The 22,880-nt window shown below is 47.3% G+C and carries 22 protein-coding genes and 1 pseudogene; 17 read left to right on the top strand and 6 right to left on the bottom strand.

The window, feature by feature from the left end; all coding sequences use genetic code 11:
• Positions 1-60 precede the first annotated feature (60 nt).
• From QT987_RS08055 to QT987_RS08100, 10 genes are all read left to right on the top strand, one after another.
• Positions 61-300: a DUF3134 domain-containing protein gene (locus tag QT987_RS08055; RefSeq protein WP_006631296.1), complete on the top strand. Its 240-nt coding sequence runs from the start codon at positions 61-63 to the stop codon at positions 298-300.
• Between the two features lie 130 nt (positions 301-430).
• A complete protein-coding gene (gene mraY / locus QT987_RS08060; RefSeq protein ID WP_333238822.1) occupies positions 431-1,546 on the top strand; it encodes a phospho-N-acetylmuramoyl-pentapeptide-transferase in 1,116 nt (371 codons plus the stop codon).
• An 11-nt stretch (positions 1,547-1,557) separates the two neighbouring features.
• The gene (locus QT987_RS08065) at positions 1,558-1,689 is read left to right on the top strand and encodes a hypothetical protein (protein WP_333238824.1); all 132 of its coding nucleotides are present in this window, start codon (positions 1,558-1,560) and stop codon (positions 1,687-1,689) included.
• 197 nt (positions 1,690-1,886) lie between these two features.
• Positions 1,887-2,870: a glycosyltransferase gene (locus tag QT987_RS08070; RefSeq protein ID WP_333238825.1), complete on the top strand. Its 984-nt coding sequence runs from the start codon at positions 1,887-1,889 to the stop codon at positions 2,868-2,870.
• Positions 2,871-3,367: 497 nt separating this feature from the next.
• Positions 3,368-5,227: an NAD(P)H-quinone oxidoreductase subunit F gene (locus QT987_RS08075; RefSeq protein WP_333238827.1), complete on the top strand. Its 1,860-nt coding sequence runs from the start codon at positions 3,368-3,370 to the stop codon at positions 5,225-5,227.
• Between the two features lie 104 nt (positions 5,228-5,331).
• Entirely contained in the window at positions 5,332-6,051 is a 720-nt protein-coding gene (locus tag QT987_RS08080; RefSeq protein ID WP_333238829.1) for a carbonic anhydrase, read from the top strand.
• Positions 6,052-6,281: 230 nt separating this feature from the next.
• Positions 6,282-7,835 carry an NADH-quinone oxidoreductase subunit M gene (locus QT987_RS08085; RefSeq protein WP_333238831.1) on the top strand — a complete coding sequence of 518 codons (1,554 nt, stop codon included), beginning with the start codon at positions 6,282-6,284 and terminating at the stop codon, positions 7,833-7,835.
• A gap of 151 nt (positions 7,836-7,986) precedes the next feature.
• Positions 7,987-8,373, top strand: coding sequence for a NirD/YgiW/YdeI family stress tolerance protein (locus QT987_RS08090; RefSeq protein ID WP_333238833.1), 387 nt, complete (start codon positions 7,987-7,989; stop codon positions 8,371-8,373).
• Positions 8,374-8,482: 109 nt separating this feature from the next.
• Positions 8,483-9,805: a CO2 hydration protein gene (locus tag QT987_RS08095; protein WP_333238836.1), complete on the top strand. Its 1,323-nt coding sequence runs from the start codon at positions 8,483-8,485 to the stop codon at positions 9,803-9,805.
• 251 nt (positions 9,806-10,056) lie between these two features.
• The gene (locus QT987_RS08100; RefSeq protein ID WP_333140518.1) at positions 10,057-10,263 is read left to right on the top strand and encodes a hypothetical protein; all 207 of its coding nucleotides are present in this window, start codon (positions 10,057-10,059) and stop codon (positions 10,261-10,263) included.
• Here the strand turns inward: QT987_RS08100 and QT987_RS08105 are convergent.
• The 3 genes and pseudogenes from QT987_RS08105 to QT987_RS08115 form a co-directional block, all read right to left on the bottom strand.
• Complete coding sequence (locus QT987_RS08105) at positions 10,260-10,478, bottom strand: type II toxin-antitoxin system HicB family antitoxin (protein ID WP_333155302.1); 219 nt, start codon at positions 10,476-10,478, stop codon at positions 10,260-10,262. The genes QT987_RS08100 and QT987_RS08105 overlap by 4 nt on opposite strands.
• 120 nt (positions 10,479-10,598) lie before the next feature.
• Positions 10,599-10,697, bottom strand: a pseudogene (locus QT987_RS08110) (type II toxin-antitoxin system HicA family toxin); the annotation flags it as partial.
• Positions 10,698-10,795: 98 nt separating this feature from the next.
• Positions 10,796-11,266, bottom strand: coding sequence for a hypothetical protein (locus QT987_RS08115; protein ID WP_333238838.1), 471 nt, complete (start codon positions 11,264-11,266; stop codon positions 10,796-10,798).
• Positions 11,267-11,447: 181 nt separating this feature from the next.
• Here QT987_RS08115 and QT987_RS08120 point away from each other — a divergent pair, with 181 nt between their 5' ends.
• The 4 genes from QT987_RS08120 (at position 11,448) to QT987_RS08135 (ending at position 12,659) form a co-directional block, all read left to right on the top strand.
• Positions 11,448-11,660, top strand: a complete 213-nt coding sequence (locus QT987_RS08120; protein WP_006631307.1) for a helix-turn-helix domain-containing protein — start codon at positions 11,448-11,450, stop codon at positions 11,658-11,660.
• A gap of 87 nt (positions 11,661-11,747) precedes the next feature.
• Complete coding sequence (locus QT987_RS08125) at positions 11,748-11,960, top strand: helix-turn-helix domain-containing protein (protein ID WP_006631308.1); 213 nt, start codon at positions 11,748-11,750, stop codon at positions 11,958-11,960.
• Between the two features lie 158 nt (positions 11,961-12,118).
• On the top strand, positions 12,119-12,313 hold the full coding sequence (locus QT987_RS08130) for a hypothetical protein (RefSeq protein WP_236506337.1): 195 nt from the start codon (positions 12,119-12,121) through the stop codon (positions 12,311-12,313).
• Positions 12,314-12,464: 151 nt separating this feature from the next.
• Positions 12,465-12,659 (top strand): hypothetical protein, encoded by a 195-nt coding sequence (locus tag QT987_RS08135; RefSeq protein ID WP_333027259.1) that lies wholly within the window; start codon positions 12,465-12,467, stop codon positions 12,657-12,659.
• A 163-nt stretch (positions 12,660-12,822) separates the two neighbouring features.
• Here the strand turns inward: QT987_RS08135 and QT987_RS08140 are convergent, their stop codons facing one another.
• The 3 genes from QT987_RS08140 to psaA all read right to left on the bottom strand — a co-directional run bounded on the left by QT987_RS08140 (position 12,823) and on the right by psaA (position 18,493).
• Positions 12,823-13,608, bottom strand: coding sequence for a hypothetical protein (locus QT987_RS08140; protein ID WP_333238840.1), 786 nt, complete (start codon positions 13,606-13,608; stop codon positions 12,823-12,825).
• 251 nt (positions 13,609-13,859) lie between these two features.
• On the bottom strand, positions 13,860-16,088 hold the full coding sequence (psaB, locus tag QT987_RS08145; RefSeq protein ID WP_333238841.1) for a photosystem I core protein PsaB: 2,229 nt from the start codon (positions 16,086-16,088) through the stop codon (positions 13,860-13,862).
• Positions 16,089-16,198: 110 nt separating this feature from the next.
• Complete coding sequence (gene psaA / locus QT987_RS08150) at positions 16,199-18,493, bottom strand: photosystem I core protein PsaA (RefSeq protein ID WP_333057330.1); 2,295 nt, start codon at positions 18,491-18,493, stop codon at positions 16,199-16,201.
• Positions 18,494-19,138: 645 nt separating this feature from the next.
• On the opposite strand from psaA, the gene QT987_RS08155 reads away from it, so the two are divergent.
• From QT987_RS08155 to QT987_RS08165, 3 genes are all read left to right on the top strand, one after another.
• Complete coding sequence (locus QT987_RS08155; protein WP_333238843.1) at positions 19,139-20,767, top strand: hypothetical protein; 1,629 nt, start codon at positions 19,139-19,141, stop codon at positions 20,765-20,767.
• A 147-nt stretch (positions 20,768-20,914) separates the two neighbouring features.
• Positions 20,915-21,883 (top strand): arsenosugar biosynthesis arsenite methyltransferase ArsM, encoded by a 969-nt coding sequence (gene arsM, locus QT987_RS08160; RefSeq protein WP_333238844.1) that lies wholly within the window; start codon positions 20,915-20,917, stop codon positions 21,881-21,883.
• Positions 21,884-22,165: 282 nt separating this feature from the next.
• Positions 22,166-22,858 carry a hypothetical protein gene (locus QT987_RS08165; protein ID WP_333238846.1) on the top strand — a complete coding sequence of 231 codons (693 nt, stop codon included), beginning with the start codon at positions 22,166-22,168 and terminating at the stop codon, positions 22,856-22,858.
• The last annotated feature ends 22 nt before the right edge of the window (positions 22,859-22,880 follow it).

Consider the following 22,880-nt stretch of genomic DNA (forward strand, 5'->3'; position numbering starts at 1 on the left):
GTTCGTCGGCAAAACGTTACCTCTACTCGATCGCGTCTTTGTCTTTAAAAACCGATAATCATGTACAACCCATCTCTGCGTCAAATTCCTCGCCATTTACCTGCGGATGTAATTCCATTAAAACAGCAATCTTCTCTTTTAGACTGGTTGGAATCTAACAATCGCCTGTTAGCAAGGGATGTCCAAGAACCCGACTATCTGCACGAAGAAGAAATTTCTGAACTGATGGCAGTTGACGACAGTCCTTACGATGATTTAGAAGAAGAAGTAGAAGAGGATGTGAGTGTAGGCGAAGAATAACGGGTAGAAGGGTGAAGAAATCAACCGGAAACAGGGAAGAAAAACTAAGAGATTTCTCAATCTCCTGTATCGCACCCTATTCCCCCATTGTCAATTGCTTATTCTCAAATAGTGTGTGGTGAGGAGTGTTATGGATAACTTTTTGGATGAGAAAATCCCTTTTAGTCTGCCTTTCAAACTTACAGGCAAGAATTTATTCCTGCTGCTGGGTTTGGGGCTCGGCACTGTAGCGATCGGTTTAGATGTAGTAGCGGGTAGATTTTTGAATTTACCTGCATCGCTATTTATGCCGCTAGTTGTTTGTGCTGTAGTTGCGTCGGGGTTGGGCTATGCAGTGGTGCCCGTACTCCAGCAACTAAAAGCAGGACAAATAATTCGCGAAGACGGCCCCCAAGCCCATTTGAAAAAAGCGGGAACGCCGACAATGGGAGGCATCTTTTTTATACCTGCTGGGGTAGCAGTCGCTTTACTTTGGTCTAAGTTTAACTCAGATGTTGTTGCCGTATCGGCTTTAACTTTAGCTTACGGTTTCATTGGCTGGCTCGATGACTGGCAAATTCTGCGACGCAAGTCGAACAAAGGTATTTCACCTCGGATGAAATTGGCTTTGCAAATAAGTTTTGCTGCTCTATTTTGTCTGTGGCTGATGTTTCATCAACCTGCAATTTCTACGAATGTTGCTTTGCCTTTCGGTTGGGTATTGCCATTAGGTTTGCTGTTCTGGCCGCTGGCTGGTTTTGTGCTAGTTGCCGAAAGCAATGCTACTAATCTTACCGATGGTGTTGACGGGTTGATGGGAGGTTTGGGGGCGATCGCACTTTTGGGATTGGGCGCATCTGTAGCCTCAACTTCGCCAGAATTAATGATATTTTGCGCTTGCATCAGCGGCAGTTGTTTCGGTTTCTTAGCACACAACCGCAATCCAGCCAAGGTGTTTATGGGCGATACAGGTGCTTTAGCTTTGGGCGGTGCGTTGGGTGCGGTAGCTTTATTAACAAATAGCCTTTGGATATTATTAATTATCAGCGGGATTTTCTTTATTGAAACGCTGTCAGTAATTGCTCAAGTAGGTTATTACAAAGCTACAAAAGGGCCGGATGGAATCGGCAAGCGTCTGTTAAGAATGGCTCCACTGCACCATCATTTAGAGTTGTGCGGCTGGTTAGAAACTCAGGTTGTTGGCATTTTTTATATAACTAACGTGGCGTTAGTGTTAATGGTTTTGATGTTGACGGGGAACAGTTGAGAAGGGATTGCGTGACGGATTGTACAGGGGATGTAAGAGATATTTACTACTATTTCAAAGAAACAGGCAAGATGCCTGTTCCACAAGGACTGAATGCAGTTGTGGAACAGGCATCTTGCCTGTTTAAGGCTCCGAAGTTATAATTTTGAGAATTGATATCCCCAGTTAATGCAATGGAACTTAATAACGCTTTTTAATTATTTGAAGAACGGCGAAGACGCTTATAGGACAAAGTAAGAACTACATTTGCTTATTTATCTTCCTTAGCGTCCTTAGCGCCTGCGCGGTTCGTTTAATCTTACTCAATATTAGTTATGCTATCGTTTACGGTTGTTTGTGAATGACTAAAACGTTTTTACCGCAAGTTTCGGTGGTTGTGCCTGTTTACAACGGCGAGATGGATTTGCCGGAGTTGATCGAGTGCCTGCGATCGCAAACTTATCCACCACACAGTGTAGAATATTTGTTAGTAGACAATAACAGTCGCGATCGCACTTCAGCAATCCTCGAAACAGCAGCCTCTAACCCCCCCTCAGTCCCCCCCTTGGTAAGGGGAGGAAGCAATTTCAATCCAATAACCATTCGCCACCTCAGTGAAAATCAGATTCAAAGTTCCTACGCCGCCCGCAATCAAGGAATTCGCGCATCCACAGGCGAAATCATTGCATTTACCGATGCAGACTGTCGCCCGGAATCTGACTGGCTGGAAAATTTAGTTAAGCCATTTGTTGACTTAGAAGTAGGAATTAGCGCTGGGGAAATACTCGCATTGCCCGGTAAAACTATTTTAGAACAACACGCCGATCGCCAAAATACTTTATCTCAAAAACATACTCTCGCTCACCCTTTTTGTCCCTACGGTCAAACCGCCAACTTAGCTGTACGGAGGCTAGTTTTACAACAAATAGGATTATTTCGCCCTTACCTCACCAGCGGCGGCGATGCTGACTTGTGCTGGCGGATTTTGCGGCAAACATCCTATAAAATGTATTTTGCCGAAAATGCGATCGTCCGACACCGCCACCGTTCTACAATAAAACAGTTGCAAAGTCAATGGTATCGGTACGGCGAATCTAATAAATATTTGCACGAACTCCACGGTGTCGATTTGATGCGAGAATTCACCACAGGGGAATATTTTTACCGGCTGGCTAGGTGGCTGTTAAAAGAATTGCCTGTGGCTGCTGCCAAAAGTGCGATGGCCCAAGCCGATATGGTAGATTTGTTTAATACGCCGATCGGTCTAGTGAATGTTAGGGCAAGGGCGATGGGGCAGCGCCAAGCCAAACTTCCTTTAGCAGCTTGGCAGATTGAGCGATTTTAATATTTTAGACCATAAGCATTTCACGGGCGGGGAGGATGCCCAACTCCTACTCCCCACAAAAAAATTGAATTCTTTGTGGAACAGGCATCTTGCCTGTTCTAAATAAGCATTTCACGGGCAGGCAGGAAGCCCAACCCCTACTCCCCACAAAAAAATTGAATTCTTTGTGGAACAGGCATCTTGCCTGTTCCTCAAAATGGTGCAAGATGTGCGATCGACAAATATTCGTTTGTACACCATCCCCCCCCTATATACCTATAAGTAGAGGTTATCGGTATAGATAAGTATGCTGAATCAGAAATATGAAAATTTAACGCAATACTTAATATAAAATTAATAAGTCTATTCTTCCCGCCTAGTATCAAAACAACGAGTAACTCGAATACTGACGCCAAAATAGCCTCTAATTCTGCCTTCTGGGTTTTCAGTGCTGTCGTTTGCCCGATCGGAATTATTCTCAGAATTTTAAATTTTTGTAACCTTTACAGGTAATGCCAATGGCTCAAATCTTACTCCAGACGGTTTGGTTTATACCTTGCTATCCACTCATCGGCGGAGTTCTGTCGATGCTGTGGTTTCCGGCTGTTACCCGCCGCACCGGGCCAAGACCATCCGGTTATGTGAACGCCATATTAACCTTGTTCGCTTTCCTACACGGCGTCATCGCCCTCGCAGCTATCTGGAACCAACCGGCGCAACACCAGTTCATTCCCTGGCTGAATGTAGCAGGTTTAGACTTAACCATTCCCGTTGAAATCTCTGCTGTCACCGTCGGCGCGACAGTTTTGATTACCGGACTGAACTTGCTGGCGCAGATTTATGCTTTCGGTTACATGGAAATGGACTGGGGCTGGGCTCGGTTCTTTTCTCTGATGGGGCTGTTTGAAGCGGGGATGTGCGGCTTGGTACTGTGCAATTCCCTCTTCTTCAGCTACATGATTTTAGAAGTTCTGACTTTGGGCACTTACCTGCTAGTCGGGCTGTGGTTCAATCAGTCTTTGGTGGTGACAGGAGCCCGCGACGCTTTCTTAACAAAGCGGGTGGGTGACTTATTCTTGCTGATGGGAGTAGTCGCCATTCTGCCGCTGGCTGGAACTTGGAATTTTGACGAGTTGGCTGTTTGGGCTCAGACTGCAAAGCTTGACCCCACTGTAGCGACGCTGTTGAGCTTAGCCTTGATTGCCGGCCCGATGGGCAAATGCGCCCAGTTTCCCTTGCACCTGTGGCTGGATGAGGCGATGGAAGGCCCGCTGCCAGCGACGATTTTGCGGAACACCGTAGTTGTCGAAACTGGTGCTTGGATATTGATTAAGTTGCAGCCGGTGATTGCTTTGTCGCCGATCGGACTGAAGACAACTATTATTGTAGGCGCTGCGACGGCGGTTGGTGCTTCATTAATTGCGATCGCCCAAATTGACATCAAGCGCACGCTTTCCTATATAGTCAGCTCTTACATGGGCTTAGTATTTATCGCCGTCGGCACCGGACAAGCCCAGACAGCCCTGACATTAATATTTGCCTACAGCTTGGCAATGGGTTTGCTGGTGATGAGCATCGGTTCGGTAGTTTGGAACAGTATCACTCAGGATGTCCGCTCTCTCGGCGGTTTGTGGGGAAAGCGGCCGATATCGGCAATATCGTTTATTGTCGGTAGCGCTGGATTGGTGGGACTGCCGCCCTTGGGCTGCTTCTGGGCTTTAGAAGACTTCACATCCGGGCTTTGGCAAACTCATCCTTTCTTGTTAGGAATAGTGCTGTTTGTAAACGGCGTCACTGCTTTTGGCTTGGTGCGCGTCTTCGGTTTAGTTTTTGGCGGCAAACCAAAGCAAATGACCGAACGCTCGCCGGAAGTTCACTGGCCTTTTATCTTGCCGATGACTGTTTTAATGGGCTTTACTTTGCACGTTCCGCACTTGCTGGCAGCGTGGCATTTAGTGCCGGGGGCAAGTTTGAATTATACCGCAACTGGATTGCTAGTTTTGTCAACGGCGATCGGCATCGGTGCCGGAGCATTTGTTTACATGAACGACAAATGGGAAAAACCAGTACGAATTGGTTCTGAAGCTTTGCAAGACTTTTTTGCTTACGACTTTTACACTGCCAAACTTTACCGGGTGACTGTGATATTTGCAGTCGGTTTAGTTGCTCAAATCATCTCCTGGTTCGATCGCAATATTGTTGACGGATTCGCGAACTTAATCGGTTTTGCAACGGTTTTCGGCGGCCAAAGCCTCAAGTACAACGTTAACGGTCAAACTCAGTTTTACGCCCTGACAATTCTGTTCGGCGTGGCAGTTTTGGGACTACTCATAAGCTGGCCTTTGCTAGCTCGCTTGTCGCTGATTGTAGGCGGGTAAAGAGATATAAAATTGAAGATTTTAGGTGACTGTTTTAATCTAAAATCTTAAAAACCTGAAGTCTTGAACAATGATTTCCCACTCGTTCAAATAAGGCAGCCTAAATGAACTCAAACAACAGACAATTCAATCTTTCCCGGCGCAATTCACTCAAATTTGTCGCAGGAGCCATTGGTACAGGAATACTCGCAGCAGGAGCAGGCGCTGATTTGGCTGCACCCGAACCGGCAATTGCTCAAAATGACTTGACGCCCGATGCAGCTCTGCAAAAGTTAATGGACGGGAACAAACGGTTTGTTGACAAAAAACGCCAAAGTCCCAACCAAAACTTTGGGCGCCTCACCGAAGTTGCCAAATCTCAAAAACCTTTTGCTGCTATTCTCGGCTGTGCAGATTCCCGCTTTCCTTCGGAAATTATCTTCGATCAAGGGTTGGGAGATTTATTTGTCTGTCGCGTGGCCGGAAATGTTGCTACCCCAGAAGAAATTGGCAGCCTGGAATTTGGCACGCTGGTATTGGGAGCAAAAGTGCTTGTGGTAATCGGCCATGAAAGGTGCGGTGCGGTAGACGCAACCATCAAAGGAGCTCAAGTTCCCGGTCAAATTGCCAGTTTGCTAGACGCCATTAAGCCGGCTGCAGAAAGCTCGAAAGACCAAGCGGGCGACCGACTAGAAAATGCCTGCAAAGCGAATGTTAGGCTGCAAGCTAACAAATTGATAGCCTCTCCAGTTATCTCTAAATTAATTGAAGAGAATAAACTGAAAGTTGTTGGTGGATATTACGATTTAGACACGGGGACAGTCAGTCTTCTTTCTGAGTCGTGAGGGAATTTGGGATTGGTAATTTGAGAGTTTAACATCTAATATCAAGTCCAGCTTCAGTATCCCTCGAACTCTCGGCGATTGAAATCGCCTCTACACAAACAAAGTCCGGATGGTGCGCGGACTAAGAGTAAGGGGAATCTTGAAGCCGGATTTGCTATAAAGTCTCAAATTATCAAAGAAAATACAAGGACCTGCAAAATAGATTCTTTACTCTTCACTCTTCACACATTATGCTTAGTGCCTTGCTCTGGTTGCCCGCGTTGGGCGCTGCGGTCGTCGGTTTCCTGCCCGGAAATATCAATGGGATGCGGCTGCGTTCAATAGCCTCGGCTTTTGCAGCAGCTATTTTCCTTTTGAATATCTGGCTGTTGACTCAATTCGATCCAGCAAATTCTGGACTGCAATTTCAAGAATATTTGCCTTGGATTCCACAATTAGGTTTGAGCTACAATTTGGGCATTGACGGCTTGTCCTTGCCGCTGCTGGTTTTAAGTGCTTTGCTGACACTATTAGTCATTTACGGCACTGGCGAAAAGATGGAGCGCCCCCAGCTTTACTACGCTTTGATTTTGCTGATTAATGCTGGTATTGCTGGAGCTTTGATGTCTCAAAATTTGCTGCTGTTTGTACTGTTTTACGAAGTAGAATTAATTCCTTTTTATCTGTTGATTGCGATTTGGGGCGGAAAGCAGCGGGAATACGCTGCCATGAAGTTTTTGATCTACACGGCAGTTTCGGGACTTTTAGTGCTAGCAGCATTTTTGGGTGTGGCTTGGCTGAGCGGTTCTTTAAATTTCGATTACAGTGCGATTACCACTCAAGAATTGCCGATAAATGTGCAGTTAATCCTGCTAACAATTTTGCTAATTGGGTTGGGAATTAAAATTCCCTTGGTGCCGCTGCACACTTGGCTGCCGGATGCTTACGTGGAAGCTTCGCCAGCAACAGCAATTTTGCTGGGAGGGATTCTGGCGAAGTTGGGAACTTACGGTTTAGTGCGGTTTGGCTTGCAGATGTTTCCCGAAACTTGGTCGATTATAGCTCCCGGTTTAGCGATTATCGGGACTGTGAGCGTGATGTACGGTGCTTTGAGCGCGATCGCCCAAAAAGACATCAAGCGCATGGTAGCCTATAGTTCGATCGGGCATATGGGCTACATCCTCGTTGCCTGCGCTGCGGGTACGAAGCTGGCATTAATCGGTGCAGTCGGGCAAATGGTAAGCCACGGCTTAATTTTAGCTTTGCTATTTTATTTAGTAGGCATCATCGAAAGCAAAGTCGGCACGCGAGATTTGGACGTGCTCAACGGTTTGATGAATCCGATGCGGGGTTTACCCACGGCTAGTTCCCTGTTAGTTTTGGGCGGCATGGCAAGCGCCGGCATTCCCGGTTTGGTGGGTTTTATTGCCGAATTTTTAGTATTTCAAGGCAGTTTCTCTATCTTTCCAATTCCCACTTTAATCTGCATTTTAGCTTCGGGTTTAACAGCCGTTTACTTTGTGATTCTGCTCAACCGCACCTGTTTTGGGAAGTTGGACAATGCCACGGCTTACTACCCTCCAGTTACGTTTGCTGAAAATATGCCGGCGCTGGTTTTGGCGGGCATCATTTTCGTGTTGGGAATTCAACCTGCTTGGCTGCTCAAGTGGAGCGAATCGACTACAAATGCGATCGTTGCTACTCTGCCGGCTGACAGGAATACCCAAGTTGCTATTAGCTATCCTTGGAAAAAATCAGCGATTGAAATCGCCTTTACACAAACGAAGTCTGTCTCCGCAGACTGAGATAGCTCAGCGATTAAAATAGGGTCGGCACTTGCCTTGTGTCCGACTATGCTGCCTCACAAATATCTACTCGTTACTAGGCTCTGTATCCAATTTTAATGAAAGATTTTGGACGCAGAGCCTCCAGATAAATACCAGGATATGAGCGCTCATGAAACCGAAAAAACTTTTCAGTGTATCCGCAGTTACAACCCTTCTTTTAGTAGTGGCAACTTCTGCTTTTGCACAAGCTATAACTCGCATTCGCGATTTGCCAGCATCGAAAACAGGAATTACCATCTCTGGCCGAGTAGTTGGTTTTGGAGAAGCTGATGAAAATGAGTGGATTTTAAATGACGGCAGCGGTCAAGTTAAAGTCGATGCCGGCCCGCGCAGGTGGCGCAATATTAATCTATCAGAAGGGGAAACAATTACCGTTGTTGGCGAAATGGATGACGGCGAATTTGATGCTTTTTCGATAACTCTGTCGAACGGATCAATTATCAACATCCGCTCTCCACAAGGCCCGCCTCCTTGGGCTGGAAAAGAGGAAAAATAACTGTAAAAAGCAGCGCTATCTTTCCGAAAAGCATGAGATTTGGGATAACCTAATTCCCGAATAGAGCAATTTATAAATAGTAAAATTCAGTCAAACAAAGGAAGAAACAATGGTACAAACCCCTAATAAACCAGCAACTAAACTACCCCCTTCAAAACACGAATTTGCCGAAATAATTCACAGACTGGAAGCGGGGGGCGCTATGATTCCAGATACGCCGGAAAATCTGATGCAAATCATCGCTATCTGGAAAGCTTACGCGGTGCCGATGGACTTTTACTGGCGGGATTTGCTTTACATCGCCGAACGAGTATTTTTACACCCGCTTCCTTTCTTTAAATACTTTTTACCGCAAGAGTATTTAGATTTACAAAATCACTATGCAGGCGACGGTGCAGATTTGCGGATTTGGCGCGGTACTGGAAGTGTTCACCCAGAACTTTTGGAGTTCATGGAGAAGGGTGAAACTGGTAAACTCCCGCGGCTGTTCCATCATTTGTGGCACGATCGCATTAACATGGAATTTGCAGAAGAGTGCATGAGGTCAATGCTTTGGCACCGGGGCTTGTACGTCCCAACCAATCAATTCGATCCTTATTTGGACAGTGACGAATATAAAGCTAATGCCGATCGCGCAATTAAAGCTTACTTCAAAAAAGACCCGTTCATGCTGGGACTGCACAAAGCATTTCCAGAAATGTTTTTAGAACAGTGCCGCCAAATGTCTTATTACAGCAATCTCGGTTTATTCTGGGAAGTCATGGCGCCGGTGTTTTTTGAGGTTTCCGACTTGTACGACGAAGGGAAAATTACCACAGTCCCGCAGGCGATGGATTTCCTAGTAAATGGCATATTTGCGATCGCCGGTCGTCCGATTTACCACCACGTTCAAATCGACGGCGAAACCTACGAAATCATCCCGAAATCTAAGGGTTTCACTTGGCTTTACGAAGCAGCGTTACCTTACGTGGAAGCTGTATTTTATCGCACTTCGCCGTTCCGAGGCACCAAATCTTACAACGCTCAAGCTAAGGAAGTTCCTGACGATCAAAAAGACTTCCACTACGGAGTATTGTATGCAGACAAATTCCCGGTAGGTACGGCCGGGATTCCGCCGACTTTGCTAGCACAAGATATGCTGCATTTCCTGCCGCCTTATTTGATGGATTTCTACAAACAGCGCTGTCGTGGCGAAGATGATATCCTCAATCAAATTGGGGTGACATTTCAGCGATCGATGTACTGCGTAACTTCGGCGGTGATTCAAGCGTTACGGACTGCTCTTTTGTATCCTTTAGATGACCCGAATCCAAAGCATTTGAAGGCAAATCGGGCTTTCTTTGAGTCTCAGATCGATCGCTTCTGTCGCCCGGAATACGGCATGAAATATGCGGCGAAGCTCAAGAATATTCAGACTTCGGATTATAGGTAAAAGATGTTTGCGGGAGACATCTTAGCTTCCAAGTCCGCCAATCCGTTAGTCCGCCAGGGGTTGAAACCCCTGGCTCAAAGCTCAAGTCGGTTGAAACCGACTGGGAAAAATCAGAGCTTTTTAAGCCGTTTCAAAAGTCCTATAATATTAGATTAGTTGGTATCAGAATTATTCATCTCTATTTCTCTTCCTCTGCGTTCTCTGCGTTCTCTGCGGTTTAATCATTCCGATATAAAAAATAACCAATAACTATGGACAGCAAAGAGCTAGCCAAATATATCGAAGCAACCGATGGGATTTCCAAACCTTGGCTGTTGGTGCAACTGCGGCTGAAAAAATTGCAAGAAAGGCGATCGGAGATTTCTGCTGAAGAGTATATGACAGAACTTACCGACATTCACAAAGATTTAATGAATCTGGGGGAATGGTGGCTGGGAATCGAAGATGAAGTGTTCTAGGCGATTTGAAGAATGCTAGGTGCGGGGATGGCTTCACCTTCTTCCTGCCAAGCTTCTAGATACATTTCGAGCACTTCTTCGCCATGTCGGATGGCTTCTGAGCGGGTTTTGCCGTGGGTACAGGGCATGACAACGCGCTCGGCAAACTCTGGAATCGTCACGAGGAAAAGTTGATCCTCATCAGACCATTGGACGATCATACTGTATCGATTCATGAATCTTCCTCCTTTAACTCGTCGAGTTCGGCTAACAATATTGCCAACTGCTTCTCTCTCATAGCGTGGCACATCATCTCCGTCTTTGCCTGGAATTGTTAATGTCTTCCCAATCCAAGGATGCTGCCATCTCTCATGGCTGCCTTTTCCGCGTTTTGGCAAATAAATAAAGCCCTCACGGGTAATCTGAGCTTTTAACTCGCGAATTTTTCTAGGCATGGTGATTGTCCATTTTCTACCTCCATTTTCTCACTTAGCCATTTATTTTAATTTTTCCTTGGCCCATTCTCGCAGTTGGTTGCCGGGGCGATCGCACTTTAAAATTTCTCCATCAAATGTTTTTCTTGGGCATAGACATCTCGTAGCTGTTGCAGCGCGGCCCCAGAAATGACCGATTTAACAGTAGCTACCAATTGGCCCCACTCTAGCAAGCTGTCAACGGAAACAGCTTTTTTGAACTTGTGGGTGTAGAATTTCGTCCAAAATGCTGGTGCTAGCTTGCTTTTCCAGCGTTTGTACCATCTGCCAAAATCTTGAGGTGCGATCGGCTTTACTGCTAAAATCGGGGGAAAATCGGCGTAGCTGACAAAGCGGCTGATGCCTTTGGCGTGCACGTAAACCATGTAGCGACAGCATTCAATGCGGTAAATGTCGTTTGTTGAGATATTGAACAGGAGTGCGACTGTTTCTTCGGTAACGAATCTCGCCAGCGGATGCAGGATGGGAGATTTGTGAATTATTTTGGATTCTGTGATCGTCCGCGATTTTGCCGGAGTTTCTGATATCATGGCTAGTACACCTCTGGATATGGTTAGTAGACTTCTGGATAAGGCAAATGCACTTTTTGATAGAAAGAAATAATCTGTCCAGATTAGGTTTTACAGACGATCGCCCTTTAGTTTTCCAGGCCGGAGGGCGATCGCTCTTTACATATAAAATTGTACGACGCAATTGCATCAACTGTCAAGCATGGGTTTAGTCAGGCTAAAAATTCGGGAACTAGCGGCGGAGAAGGGCTGGACGCTTAAGGAAGTATCCGATCGTTCCGGGGTAATTTATAGCACTGTCAGAAGCTATGCTCGTCGTCCTGAAATGGCAATGGTTGACTTTACTTGCCTGCGGAAGTTAGCTCGGACTTTTGATGTGATGATTGAGGATTTGGTTGAGGTTTTGGAGGAGTAGGTCGATCGGCCTTAAGTTGTCTAGACCGGGGGCGATCGCTTTTTCAGATGCAATTATCTTAAAACGCAACTGCATTATTTGTCAAGCATGGGTTTAGTCAGAGTTAAAGTGCGAGAGTTAGCGGCCGAGAGGGGCTGGACATTCAAGGAGGTGGCTGAGCGATCGGGCGTGATCTACAGCACCATAACCAGCTATGCTCGTCGTTCAGAAATATCAATGGTTGACTTTACCGCCCTGTACAAGTTAGCGCGGGCATTTGATGTGATGATTGAGGACTTGGTGGAGATTATTGAGGAATAGGTCGATCGGCCTTAAGTTGTCTACACCGGGGGCGATCGCTTTTTTTTATTTTTTCCACTATAGCATGATTAACTGTACTTACTCAAACATTATTGTACTTAATCGGACTGAGGATGGTAACATCAAGGAAAGTTGTTATTAATAGTTGATTATTCTTCGTGGCTAAAACTAATACTGCGATCGCGGTCAGTTCCGTGATCAAGGAAGTCATTCAAAAACAAGCCCAAGCGACCCGACTAACTCAGAAGGAAGTCGTGTACTTGGGAATGCTGGCAATTGATGCACTCGATAAGGAAAGCCGCCAAGAATTGGCTGACAAGGTGCATCAGATGCAGGTCAATGGCGAGATTTGAGGGGAAAAGGTCGATCGGCCTTTCCACATTTCCACTATAAACCCGTGTGTTTCGTCTTGTCAAGACGCGCTTAAGCAGTTTGCATCGCAGCTAAAAGCTCAGCTTAAAGGTGCTAAGATTTAGTCAAAGTTGTTAATCTCCGGTTAGTTTTGTGACTAGAGCCAGTACCGCCATTGGAGTCAGCCCCATAATTAAGGAACTTGTGCAGAAAAAGGCGCTAGCAACCAGGCTAACGCTGAAGGAAATCATCTATGTCGGGATGCTGGCGATCGATGAGTTGGACGAAAAGCGCTTGCAAGAGTTGGCTGATCAGGTGCATCAAATGCAGGTTAATGGCGAGATTTGAGGGGATGAGGGCGATCGGGCTTTTGGTGAAGTGAGGTTCGGGGCGATCGCTCTTACAGCTACTATAGTTGTAAGAACCATGTCATAAGCTTTCGCTTTACCCACCACAGATACCTTCTTGCTTCCAATAGACAATCTTAATGCGGTTGGGTACAAGCGGGTGGTTAGGTTCCCTGTACCTCTCGGTTATTACGAACCGAGTAACTCCAACCCCTATTGACATATCCTTTACTTTCCTTACTTTTTCTACTTTCAGTTGTCTCCTCGGAAAAATCGATTATCAATTCATCTTCGTTTTGGTGAGCTGGCGCCTCATAATACTCAGCAGCAAAACGATTTAGCACATTATCATATGTTATAAATTTATTTTTTCTGTCCACAGCAGTAGCCAGTATTAAGATGTCATTGATAGTGTTACGAATATTGCTTTTGCAGTTATGTTGAGCAGCAAACTCTGAAAACAGAGTCAACCCATTTTCTATTGTCGCTCTAGTTAGAGAGTAACAACGATAATTATTATCCAAAATGTATTTCAACCGTTTTTTTAGGTACTTCTGCTTTTGTTTAGATAAATGAGAAACACTGAGTTCATATACGCCATACTTTTTTTTGTTAATAACCTCAGCAATTGCTTCGTTTCCAAACTCACGATATGCAGAGAACTGACTGCCAAAGTCGATAATCACTTGGTCTGTCCGACAAGCACCTCCCTTGGCCCATTTAGGATTTCCAAAATGCTCGGAAATACCAAAATCACGTTCTCCTGAATTTAGTACCGAGTATCTAGCTGGATGAAGAATGTAGTAGTCAGGTTGCTTTGAGTCTCGGGGCTGAGCCAGTAAAAATTCATTAGCTGTAATTGATGAAATAGCTCGGCTTCCGTCGTGGACATCGTTCTCAATCTCCTTAAAACGATATGAAAGCACTTGTGTGTCAATAATTGTATTCACAACCCAGTCCTCTCGATAAACCACTTATCCCCGAAACTTGGGAACCTAACTACTCATTTTACTAGGCTCGCACTATACATTTCTCTGTAGGCTTCAATTATCGCAAACAGCTTTGACATAAAGGGTTTTGGAAAAACTCGATCGCCCTCAGATTCCTGATTAACAGCTTCAGTTAAGCAAAATATACAAAAAAATCCCCCGCCAGAAGGCAGGGGATTTGATTTAATTACCTACAAAACCAGAGTTCAGAGTTACCCGAATTTCCCGGCCGTCGAGGCAATTACAAAGGCCGCGTAAGTGAGGACGTTGCCCACAGTAAAGTGAACTAAGCCAACCAAACGACCTTGGACGATCGACAAAGCAACAGGCTTGTCTTTCCAGCGAACCAAGTTAGCCAAAGGAGTGCGCTCGTGAGCCCAAACCAAAGTCTCGATCAACTCTTGCCAGTAACCTCTCCAAGAGATCAGGAACATGAAACCAGTTGCCCAAACAAGGTGTCCGAATAAGAACATCCAAGCCCAGACTGACAAGTTGTTAGTACCATACGGGTTGTAACCGTTGATCAACTGAGAAGAATACAGCCAGAGGTAATCGCGGAACCAGCCCATCAGGTAGGTAGAAGACTCATTGAACTGAGCCACGTTACCTTGCCAGATGCCCAGGTGCTTCCAGTGCCAGTAGAACGTTACCCAAGCTAGGGTGTTCAACATCCAGAATACAGACAGGTACATCGCGTCCCAAGCAGAGATGTCGCAAGTACCGCCACGGCCGGGGCCGTCGCAAGGGAAAGCATAACCGAAGTCTTTTTTGTCCGGCATCAGCTTAGAACCGCGTGCATCCAGAGCGCCCTTGACCAAGATCAAGGTGGTGGTGTGCAAGCCTAGTGCGATCGCGTGGTGAACCAAGAAATCGCCAGGTCCGATCGCCAAGAACAGAGAATTAGTACCGCTGTTAATCGCATCCAACCAGCCTGGGAGCCATACGTTGCCGTAGTTGGGCCAAGCGGTAGAAGCAATGCTGTCAGGGTTAGACAACAGCACGTCCATGCCGTAGAGAGCTTTGCCGTGAGCAGCTTGGATGAACTGTGCGAACACTGGTTCAATCAAGATTTGCTTTTCAGGAGTTCCGAAAGCAACTACAACGTCATTGTGAACGTACAAGCCGAGAGTGTGGAAGCCCAAGAACAGCGACACCCAGCTCAAGTGAGAGATAATCGCTTCTTTGTGCTGCAACACGCGATCGAGCACGTTGCCTTTGTTTGCTTCAGGATCGTAGTCCCGCACCAAGAAGATAGCTCCGTGGGCGAAAGCGCCGACCATGATGAATCCAGCAATGTACTGGTGGTGGGTGTAAAGCGCAGCCTGAGTCGTGAAGTCCTTACCTATAAAAGCGTAGGGAGGCATCGCGTACATATGCTGTGCTACCAAGGAGGTAATTACGCCCAAAGCAGCGAGGTGAAATGCCAGTTGGAAGTGCAGCGAGTTGTTGTAGGTTTCATACAAGCCTTGGTGAGGCAAGTTGAACTGCCCTTCACTCTTGCCGCCGACCAAACCAGCCTTAGAATCCAACATCTCTTTGATGCTGTGACCGATACCGAAGTTAGTCCGGTACATATGACCGGCAACGATAAACAGAACTGCGATCGCCAAGTGGTGGTGAGCGATGTCTGTCAGCCACAGGGATTCTGTTTGAGGGTGGAAGCCACCCAAGAAAGTCAGAATTGCGGTTCCCGCGCCTTCGGAAGTACCGAAGACATGGTTCGCTGCATCTGGATTCTCGGCGTATACGCCCCAGTTACCACTGAAGAACGGAGCCAAACCAGCCGGGTGAGGCGGGGTGGACAAGAAGTTTTCCCAACCTACGTGCTGTCCGCGAGATTCGGGGATAGCAACGTGAACCATGTGACCAGTCCAAGCCAAAGAGCTGACACCGAACAAACCAGCCAAGTGGTGGTTGAGGCGAGATTCAGCATTTTTGAACCAAGACAAGCTGGGGCGGTACTTGGGTTGGAGGTGCAACCAACCTGCGAACAGGAATACAGCGGCCAGCAGTAACAAGAAGATAGCTCCTTGATACAGGTCGGCGTTTGTCCGAATCCCTTGGGTGAACCACCAATGGTAGACACCGGAGTAAGAGATATCCACCGGGTTAGAAGCGCCCCCTTGAGTGAAAGCTTCTACTGCAGGAGCGCCGAATTGCGGGTCCCAAATCGCGTGAGCGATCGGGCGGACGTTTAGAGGGTCTTTAATCCACTGTTCAAAGTTACCTTGCCATGCTACGTGGAACAGGCTGCCCGATGTCCACAAGAAAATGATTGCTACGTGGCCGAAGTGAGAAGCAAAAATCTTTTGGTAAAGATTTTCTTCGGTCATGCCATCGTGGCTTTCAAAGTCGTGTGCTGTGGCAATCCCGTACCAGATCCGCCGTGTGGTCGGGTCTTGGGCAAGGTCTTGGCTAAATTTTGGAAATTTCGTTGCCATAAGCCTTGATTAATCCTGAATCCTGAACAAAATTGAAGGGATTCGGTTCGGAGTTTGGATTCTCGATTTGAGATTCCTCCCAAATCGAGAATCCAAAACCTAGGGGTAGTTTACCCTACCGAAATGATTCGCGCTAGGAAAAATGCCCACGTAGTGACAATTCCTCCTAGGAGGTAGTGAGCTACACCCACAGCCCGACCCTGAATAATGCTCAGAGCGCGAGGCTGAATCGACGGAGCTACCTTGAGCTTGTTGTGAGCCCAAACAATCGACTCAATCAGTTCTTGCCAGTAGCCGCGGCCGCTGAACAGGAACATCAAGCTGAAGGCAAAGACGAAGTGTCCAGCTAGGAACATCAGACCGTAGGCCGACAGTGCCGAACCGTAGGACTGAATCACCTGAGAAGCTTGCGCCCAAAGGAAGTCCCGCAGCCAGCCGTTAATCGTGATCGCACTTTGTGCGAAGTTGCCACCGGTAATGTGAGAAATTGTGCCGTCTGGCGATACTGTTCCCCATACGTCCGACTGCATTTTCCAGCTAAAGTGGAAAATCACGATCGAGATGCAGTTGTACATCCAGAACAAGCCTAGGAACACGTGATCCCAACCAGAAACTTGGCAGGTGCCGCCACGGCCGGGGCCGTCGCAAGGGAACCGGAAGCCCAAGTTGCCTTTGTCAGGAACCAAGCGAGAACTGCGTGCAAACAACACGCCTTTCAAAAGAATCAGGACTGTAACGTGAATGGTGAAAGCGTGGATGTGGTGGATCATGAAATCCGCCGTACCCAACTCGATCGGCATCATCGCTACTTTGCCGGCGACTACTACTGCACCGCCGCCAAAAGCGTGGCTAACGATTTCCGTAGCATTAGGCGCTGTTGTGCCCGGAGCCAAGGCGTGGATGTTTTGCACCCACTGGGCAAATATCGGACGCAACTGAATCCCGGTATCCGAGAACAAATCTTGAGGACGACCGAAAGCCCGCATTGTGTCGTTGTGAACGTACAAACCGAAGCTGTGGAAGCCCAAGAATATACAAACCCAGTTCAGGTGGGAAATAATCGCATCTCTATGACGGATCACGCGATCCAACAAGTTGTTGACATTTCCAGCGGGATCGTAATCCCGAACCATGAAGATTGCTCCGTGAGCGGCTGCTCCAACAATCAGGAATCCGCCAATCCACATGTGGTGGGTGAACAGGGATAGCTGAGTCGGGTAGTCGGTCGCGATGTACGGATACGGAGGCATCGCGTACATATGTTGGGCGACGATGATGCTCAAAGAGCCCATCAGTGCCAAGTTAATCGACAGTTGCGCGTGCCAAGAATTAGTCAGGATTTCGTAGAGACCTTTGTGACCTTCACCAGTGAAGGGGCCTTTGTGGTTCTCTAGGATTTCTTTCATGCTGTGGCCGATGCCCCAGTTCGTCCGGTACATATGACCAGCGACGATGAATAGCACTGCCAAAGCTAAGTGGTGGTGTGCTGTATCAGTCAGCCACAAACCGCCTGTGGTGGGGTTCAGACCGCCTTTGAAGGTCAGGAAGTCTGTATATGCGCCCCAGTTGAGGGTGAAGAAGGGGGTTAAACCTTTAGCGAAACTCGGGTAGATGTCAGCCATCAAGCCCGGTGTCAAAATCCACTCGTGCGGCAGGGGGATGTCGGCAACTGTTTTGATCAGCTTACCGCCGACTGTCAGCGGTGCACCTGCATCGATCGCGTCCATGCAAGCATTGATCGGCAGAGCCACGTGAATTTGTTGTCCTGCGAAGCCCAAGCACCCGCAGCCTAACAAAACTGCCAAGTGGTGGTTCATCATCGATTCCACGTTCTGGAACCATTCCAGTTTCGGAGCGCGGACGTGATAGTGGAACCAACCGGCAAACAGCATCAAAGCTGCCATTACCAGGGCGCCGATCGCAGTGCAATATAGCTGGTATGAGTTAGTGATGCCGTTGGCGCGCCACAATTGGAATAGACCAGAGGTGATCTGAATCCCGTGAAAGCCGCCGCCTACATCTGCATTTAAAATTTCTTGACCAAAAATCGGCCAGACCACTTGAGCGCTGGGCTTGATGGCTGTAGGATTTGTCAGCCAAGCTTCGTAGTTGGAAAATTTAGCGCCGTGGAAATATGCGCCGCTCAACCATACGAAGATTACTGCCAAGTGGCCGAAGTGAGCGCTAAAGATTTTGCGCGAAACGTCTTCTAAGTCACTTGTATGACTGTCAAAGTCGTGAGCGTTAGCGTGGAGGTTCCAAATCCAAGTGGTGGTTTTTGGCCCCTTAGCTAGAGTGCGATCAAAATGACCGGGTTTTGACCACTTCTCGAAAGAAGTTGGAACCGGATTTTTATCGACTACTACCCTAGCTTTTACCTCTCGCTCTGGAGGACTAATGGTCATGAAGACTCTCCTCTCGGTAAGACAAGGAACGAGAACTGAACACTGTACCGGACACTCCCCACGCTTGATTAGGCGGGGGATTCTCGAAAAAGCCGACACTTCACTGCACTTTACTCTTTGCAGAGCTAGACGCAGGTGCATCGTCTCCCCAAGCATTTTGCTTCTCTGAAGAAGCCAGTTTCCCAGTGTCGCTAACAATGTGACTGGGTACTGCCAACTCTTCTCGCTATCTGGAGCCACCGATCGCGTCCTTGATTCAGACTTAATACGGCTGCTCCTTTTGAGGGAGTTTTATGAATTATAAGCTTGCTAGAGGAGTATTAATCGCTTGTTAACAATACTTAAAAAAGCCTCTATTCTTGATGTAATAACGCCTTTAAATCCCACAGTCGCTCTAAAAAGTCAAGGGGTACTGCCATTAACTTTACAAAACTCAAAGATAAGGTAATTTAGGAATACTCATTTGTAGATATATGTTTGGGAAAAAGGCTGCAGCAATTAAGAGTAGGAGACGATGGGTGGCCCGCTGCTGCCTCAATCCGGGTTCCTACGCGGCTTGGGAATTCCAAAGCCGGCAATTCCCCAATACTAAATTCATTTTTGGGCTATAGTTCCCTATGAGAAGGCTTCTAGGAGTATGGTTGCGTGATTGGGATCAATTGGCACAGAACGGTTGCGGGCAGGCTGCTGGCATTGTTGGCAGCAGCAATATTAATGTTGGGTTTAGCAAGTTGTGGCGCGGGCAATCCCGAATTGCCCAAACCAGGGAACAAGAGCGGCTCAGCTACCGCCCCAGTAAACAGAATCTCAGAGGTTTCTCCCCCAGAAGCCATTCAACAACTGCGTCAGGCTCTAGAAATCTACCAGCCTCAAATTAGTATTTTGAATCCAAAACCTGACGAAGTGCTTCAGGATATAAATGTATCTGTTGAGTTCCAAGTGAAGGACTTGCCCATTTTCAAAGATGCAAACTTGGGTTTGGGCCCCCATCTGCAAGTTTTATTAGACAACCAACCTTATGCAGCAGTTTACGACATCAACCAACCTTTAACGCTGTCGAATTTAGAACCCGGAACCCATACCCTGCAAGTGTTTGCCGCTCGCCCTTGGGAAGAAAGCTTTAAAAACGAAGGTGCCGCAGCTCAAACCACCTTTCACGTTTTTACCAAAACAGACAATAATAATCCCGATCGAACATTGCCCCTATTAACGTACAACAGCCCGCAGGGCAGCTACGGGGCCGAGCCCATCCTGCTCGACTTTTACTTGACAAATGCCCCCCTGCACGAAGTGGCGCAAGAAAATTCCCAAGATGAAATACTCGATTGGAAAATTCGAGCCACAGTCAACGGCCAAAGCTTTGCGATCGACCAGTGGCAACCTATATATCTTAAAGGATTCAAACCAGGCAAAAACTGGGTACAGCTAGAATTAATTGACGAGCGGGGAAATATCGTCAAAAACGCCTTTAATAATACAGTCAGACTGATAAATTACCAACCGCTCGGTCAAGACACTCTTTCAAAATTAGTGCGGGGCGAACTAACAACAGCAGAAACTCGCGGTATAGTCGATCGTACCTACCAAGCCCCCGCTCCCACACCAACCCCAACCCCCGAAGCAAAACCGACACCTGAAGTAGAAAAAACACCAGTTGTCCAACCCTCACCAGCGGTTCAAGAAACCCCTGTTATCCAACCGAGTTTAGAGCCAACAGTCGCTCCCGAAGTTGCTCCCGTTCAAGTAATAGAACCGACACCGACAGCAACCCCCCAACTCGAAGCGCCAAAAATTGTAGAACCAATTCAAGTAATAGAACCGACACCGACAGCAACCCCCCAACTCGAAACGCCGAAAATTGTAGAACCAGTTCAAATAATAGAACCGACACCGGCAGCAACTCCACAGTTAGAAATCCCGAAAGTTGTTGCACCAGTTCAAGTAATAGAACCGACCCCAACAGCATCTCCCCAAACAAAAAAACAGGAATATAAAGGATACTACAATCGGTTCCGCAACTTCTTGCGTGAAGAACCGCAACCTGCTAATTTTTCAGAGCCACCAACCCTGCCAGAAATAACAGGAAAAGCTCCAGTACCAAAAATAGTCGCTCCCGCGATACCAGAACAATCTCCCAATCTTGTACCGCCAACGCCACCAGTTGCCGCTGAAACTCCTAGCCAGCCAACCAGCGAATTAGCCCCTCCCGAAACAACTGTTTCCGAACCCGAAAATCCGCCCAAATCCGAACAAAAAGTCGAATTTGCCACCTAACAAAAACTTCCTGGGCTTCGTGGCATGGGCGTCCCGCCCGTGTTCCAGTCGAATTTGCCACCTAACAAAATCTTTCTGGGCTTCGTGGCATGGCGTCCCGCCCGTGATCCATCTGCGGTCAAAAATCAAAAATTAGGACACTAAAAAATGACCTACCTCGAAACAGCAGCCAAATTCTACAGCGATGTTGCCGAAACACCCCAAATCGGACTTTGCTGCGTCCAAAGCAGCCCCTTGCAATTGCCAGGATTAAAAATTCCCGAACAAATGCAAGAAATGAATTACGGCTGTGGCACAACCGTTCACGCCGCCGAACTCGTCGGCAATCCCTTCGTGCTTTATGTAGGCGTCGGCGGCGGCTTGGAAGCACTACAATTTGCATATTTTTCTAGACACAAAGGAGCAGTTATTGCCGTCGATCCGGTTCCAGCAATGCGAGATGCGGCTGCACGAAACTTACAAATTGCCGCCCACGAAAATGATTGGTTTGATCCGAGTTTTGTGGAAATTATAGAAGGCGATGCTTTTGCGTTGCCGGTGCCGGATGCTTCTGTAGATGTTGTCGCCCAAAACTGCTTGTTTAATATCTTTGAACCGGCGGATTTAGCTAAAGCATTAAAAGAGACTTATCGGGTGTTAAAACCGGGTGGCAGATTGTTGATGAGCGATCCGATCGCAACTCGCCCCATTCCCCAGCATTTGAAGGAAGACCAACGCTTGCGGGCCTTGTGTTTGTCCGGCGCTTTGACATACGCAGAATACGTTCAACACCTTGTAGACGTGGGTTTTGGGCAAGTCGAAGTGCGGGCGCGCCGTCCTTACCGATTGCTGGACAAACACAATTATCAATTGGATGCGGATTTGCTGTTAGAAAGCCTAGATTCGGTGTCTTTCAAAGTGGATGTACCCGATGACGGAGCTTGCATTTTTACTGGCAAGACGGCGATTTATACGGGGTATGAAGAGCTGTTTGATGACGGGGCTGGTCACGTTTTGCAGCGGGGAGTTCCGGCGGCGGTGTGCGATAAAACTGCTGGGAAGTTGGGGGGATTAATGCCCGATAAGGTGTTAATTACGGATTCGACTTGGCATTATAACGGCGGCGGTTGCTGTTAGATTTATTTCGGAATAATCTGGCTGTAATCTTTTGGGAATAGAGCATTTCTCAAAGAAGTGAGGTGTGGGCGCTTCCTATGCCCTCTTTTCACCTCATGTTAGTGAGCAATTGTATAGAGGTCTCTAATTTTAGACTTCGCCTCAAATTTTCATCAAATTTTTATTTCCCCCTGACATCCTAGCGGGAGAAGGTTCACAACTCTGAAGTAACGCATAGATTGCTCTTGAGAGGAGTGGCTGTTTTCATCACACCCGTTTGCTAAATGTGAGGAGGAAATTTTTATGCTATCGAAATCTTTAAATTCAAGTTCATTATCGATCGTCCGTTACGGATCTAGTTTTGTTTTGGGATTAGTGTTGTGCACAGCTTCGGCCCCGGTGCTGGCGCACGTTGGGCATGACAACGAGTTTGCAGGTGGCGATGCGGCGAAGATTATGCAGCCGATCAAAGTTGATGCCAGTAAAGCAACCGCATTGGGAATTAAGACAGAGGCAATTGCCCCTACAACCGATGGAGGTATTGTCAAAGTTCCCAGCACCAGCTTAGTTGATGCCAATGGGCAAAAGCTCGTCTACATCCAGGAAGGAACAACCTACAAACCAATCTCAGTTCAGATTGGTAGCGACTCTGGAGATGTGGTGGAAATTAAAGAAGGCAATTTACTTCCGGGAAATCAGATTGTGATGCAGGGGGCAACGTTTTTGTACTCGGAGGCATTGCGAGGTAAACCGCAGGCAGAAACGGCATCACCCGCTACATCGCAGCCAGAAACGCAGGCATCACCCGCTACATCGCAGGCCCAAACGCAAGCATCGCCCGCTACATCGCCAGCAGAAACCCCAGCATCGCCCGCTACATCGCCAGCAGAAGCGCAGCCTGCTCAAGGATCGTCACCTTTGATGTGGGTAGCAGGCGCAGGAGTTTTACTGGTGGGTGGATTCGCCGTCTTTGGGTTAAAAGGCAAGGGCCAGTAGACATTCAAAAACCAAGATTTTT

Origin of the sequence: Microcoleus sp. SVA1B4 (genome assembly GCF_036700545.1) — a bacterium.
Taxonomy (GTDB): Bacteria; Cyanobacteriota; Cyanobacteriia; order Cyanobacteriales; family Microcoleaceae; genus Microcoleus.

Bases quoted from the DNA above. Each gene is read 5' to 3' on its own strand.
- QT987_RS08120 (WP_006631307.1), top strand. From the start codon at position 11,448: ATGGGTTTAGTCAGGCTAAAAATTCGGGAACTAGCGGCGGAGAAGGGC.
- QT987_RS08100 (WP_333140518.1), top strand. From the start codon at position 10,057: ATGGACAGCAAAGAGCTAGCCAAATATATCGAAGCAACCGATGGGATT.
- QT987_RS08165 (WP_333238846.1), top strand. From the start codon at position 22,166: ATGCTATCGAAATCTTTAAATTCAAGTTCATTATCGATCGTCCGTTAC.
- QT987_RS08055 (WP_006631296.1), top strand. From the start codon at position 61: ATGTACAACCCATCTCTGCGTCAAATTCCTCGCCATTTACCTGCGGAT.
- mraY (WP_333238822.1), top strand. From the start codon at position 431: ATGGATAACTTTTTGGATGAGAAAATCCCTTTTAGTCTGCCTTTCAAA.
- QT987_RS08115 (WP_333238838.1), bottom strand. From the start codon at position 11,266: ATGATATCAGAAACTCCGGCAAAATCGCGGACGATCACAGAATCCAAA.
- QT987_RS08095 (WP_333238836.1), top strand. From the start codon at position 8,483: ATGGTACAAACCCCTAATAAACCAGCAACTAAACTACCCCCTTCAAAA.
- QT987_RS08085 (WP_333238831.1), top strand. From the start codon at position 6,282: ATGCTTAGTGCCTTGCTCTGGTTGCCCGCGTTGGGCGCTGCGGTCGTC.
- arsM (WP_333238844.1), top strand. From the start codon at position 20,915: ATGACCTACCTCGAAACAGCAGCCAAATTCTACAGCGATGTTGCCGAA.
- QT987_RS08125 (WP_006631308.1), top strand. From the start codon at position 11,748: ATGGGTTTAGTCAGAGTTAAAGTGCGAGAGTTAGCGGCCGAGAGGGGC.
- QT987_RS08080 (WP_333238829.1), top strand. From the start codon at position 5,332: ATGAACTCAAACAACAGACAATTCAATCTTTCCCGGCGCAATTCACTC.
- QT987_RS08075 (WP_333238827.1), top strand. From the start codon at position 3,368: ATGGCTCAAATCTTACTCCAGACGGTTTGGTTTATACCTTGCTATCCA.
- psaB (WP_333238841.1), bottom strand. From the start codon at position 16,088: ATGGCAACGAAATTTCCAAAATTTAGCCAAGACCTTGCCCAAGACCCG.
- psaA (WP_333057330.1), bottom strand. From the start codon at position 18,493: ATGACCATTAGTCCTCCAGAGCGAGAGGTAAAAGCTAGGGTAGTAGTC.
- QT987_RS08090 (WP_333238833.1), top strand. From the start codon at position 7,987: ATGAAACCGAAAAAACTTTTCAGTGTATCCGCAGTTACAACCCTTCTT.
- QT987_RS08070 (WP_333238825.1), top strand. From the start codon at position 1,887: ATGACTAAAACGTTTTTACCGCAAGTTTCGGTGGTTGTGCCTGTTTAC.
- QT987_RS08105 (WP_333155302.1), bottom strand. From the start codon at position 10,478: ATGAATCGATACAGTATGATCGTCCAATGGTCTGATGAGGATCAACTT.